This is a genomic window from Streptomyces sp. NPDC004031, assembly GCF_053604375.1.
Genome location: NZ_JBSGHL010000146.1, coordinates 1 through 1,916, shown reverse-complemented (window position 1 = coordinate 1,916; position 1,916 = coordinate 1). Strand labels below are relative to the sequence as shown.

Sequence of the window (1,916 nt, the reverse complement as noted above, 5' to 3'; positions counted from 1 at the left end):
CCGGTTGCGGACCATGCGCGGGGTACGGATCCGGGGCCGGTCCGCGCCCAGGCGCCCCTACGGCTCGTGCGGCTCATGCGGTTCGTGCGGCTCGAGGAATTCCAGCCGGTTGCCGAACGGGTCGTGGGCGTAGAAGCGGTCGTGGCCGGGGAAGTCCCCGTCCCACGTCACGGTGTGCCCGCCCGCCTCCAGCCGCCGGGCCAGCTCCGCCAGCCCCCGCACGAGGATCCCCGGATGCGCCTTGCGGGCGGGCCCGAAATCCGCCTCCACCCCGAGGTGCACCTCCAGCCCCCCACCCCGGAACCAGCACCCCCCGCGCGCGGCGAGCGCGGGCGGCTTCGCCACCTCGTCCATGCCGAGGACGCCGCCCCAGAACTCCCGGCACTTCCCCTCACCCCCCGCGGGAACGGCCAGTTGCACGTGGTGCAGTCCGCCGAACCCGAAGCCGTTGCCGTCCGCCATCAGCGCTCTCCCTCTCCTCGGTGGCCGTCCCGGCGGCATCCTGCCACCCGCGGGCGGGGGCGCCGTGGTCCGTACGCCGACCCTCCGGCGGACCTCAGCCCCGGTCCCCCACCCCCCACGTGTGCGCGCCCGGATGCCCGGCGAACTCGCCGCAGGGCTCCCTCCCCGGGAGCGGCCCGACGGCCGGGCAGTCCGTCCGTACGGTGACGCCCTGCGGCGGGCGCCCACGCGTCCAGGCCGTCCACACCGCGCCGTCGCGGGGCAGTTCGAGGACGAAGGCATGGTGATCCCCGAGCGCGTGCGCCTCCAGCACGCAGCGCAGCTCGCGCTCCACGTCCTCAGGCCAGGCGCTGCCGGGCGGGGCCAGCCGCTGTGCCGCGCCCGCCAGTTCCGCGGGCAGCGCGGCGCGCTCCCCGCAGGGAAGGGGCTGCTGGTTCACGGGCATACGCTGACCTCCGTTCTTACGGGCAGGGCCAGTTGGGCCCAGACGGACTTCCCGGAGCTGGGCGCGGGATAGGAGTAACCCCAGTTCTGGCTCAGCCCGGCGACCAACTGGAGCCCCCGCCCACCGGGTTCGTCCCCGGACGGATGCCGCAGCACGGGCGGTCGCCGGTCGTCGTCGTCGTACACGCACACCAGCACGTGATCCGGCAGCCGCCGCAGACTGAGCAGGCACCCCGGATTCACAGGCGAACCAGCGGCGTGCCGAAGGCAGTTGGTGACCAGTTCCGAGATGACGAGCAACGCGTCCTCGGCGGTCTCGTCCGGCACCCCCCACCCCTTGAACACGTCCTGCGCCTGCGCCCGCGCCCACTGAACGGCGGACGCCTCGCAGGACAGTTCCAGGTGACGGGTGGTGCTGATTGCTTCGCTCATATCGGACCCTGCGCTGGGGGGCGGCGTGCGCGACGGCCGGGGTGCCGGCCAGGTCCGGTCGTGGAAGAGAGGACGGGACCTTGCCGTTCAGCCTGGCGTAGCCCCCGGAGCACCGACAGTGACGTAGCGTCCTACTTTTGCGACGCTAATCGGCGACGCCGAGAAACTCGGCCAACGGGCGCAGGCCCGCGGGATGGTTGGGCAGCGCCCAGAGATCGTGGACGATCGCCACCGCAAGGGTGTGGTGCTGCATCCACGCGGGGGCCACGCGGCGCAGGGACTCCAGGGTCTTCACCGCGCCGGCCGCGTCGCCGACGTCCGAGTGGGCGCGGGCCACGTCCAGGAGCAGCCAGGTACGCCAGGACGGCGGGGTGTCCTTCGACAGCCGCATGCCCTTCGCGAGGGCCAGTGCGTCGGAGGAGCGGCCGTACTGGACGGCGAGACGGACGCGTTCGATGCGGACGGAGGACGGGCTGAAGACGCTGACCATCCGGTTGTCGCCGCCTGCGGGCAGCTTCGCGACGCGGGCCGCCTCCTTCTCGGCCGCCGCCATCATGGCCGCCGCCCGCTCGTAGTCG

Annotated in this window: 3 protein-coding genes and 1 pseudogene; all 4 read right to left on the bottom strand. The window is 73.5% G+C overall.

The genetic code is table 11. The annotated features are described in order from the left end of the window. Positions 1-57: 57 nt before the first annotated feature. Complete coding sequence (locus ACWERV_RS36700; RefSeq protein ID WP_452941223.1) at positions 58-462, bottom strand: glyoxalase; 405 nt, start codon at positions 460-462, stop codon at positions 58-60. A 94-nt stretch (positions 463-556) separates the two neighbouring features. Beyond that, positions 557-901 carry a hypothetical protein gene (locus ACWERV_RS36695; protein ID WP_452941221.1) on the bottom strand — a complete coding sequence of 115 codons (345 nt, stop codon included), beginning with the start codon at positions 899-901 and terminating at the stop codon, positions 557-559. Next, positions 898-1,338: an ATP-binding protein gene (locus ACWERV_RS36690; RefSeq protein WP_452941219.1), complete on the bottom strand. Its 441-nt coding sequence runs from the start codon at positions 1,336-1,338 to the stop codon at positions 898-900. The genes ACWERV_RS36695 and ACWERV_RS36690 overlap by 4 nt, the downstream gene beginning before the upstream one ends. Before the next feature lie 145 nt (positions 1,339-1,483). Then, a pseudogene (locus ACWERV_RS36685) lies at positions 1,484-1,916 on the bottom strand (transcriptional regulator); the annotation flags it as partial.

Bases quoted from the DNA above. Each gene is read 5' to 3' on its own strand.
- ACWERV_RS36700 (WP_452941223.1), bottom strand. From the start codon at position 462: ATGGCGGACGGCAACGGCTTCGGGTTCGGCGGACTGCACCACGTGCAA.
- ACWERV_RS36690 (WP_452941219.1), bottom strand. From the start codon at position 1,338: ATGAGCGAAGCAATCAGCACCACCCGTCACCTGGAACTGTCCTGCGAG.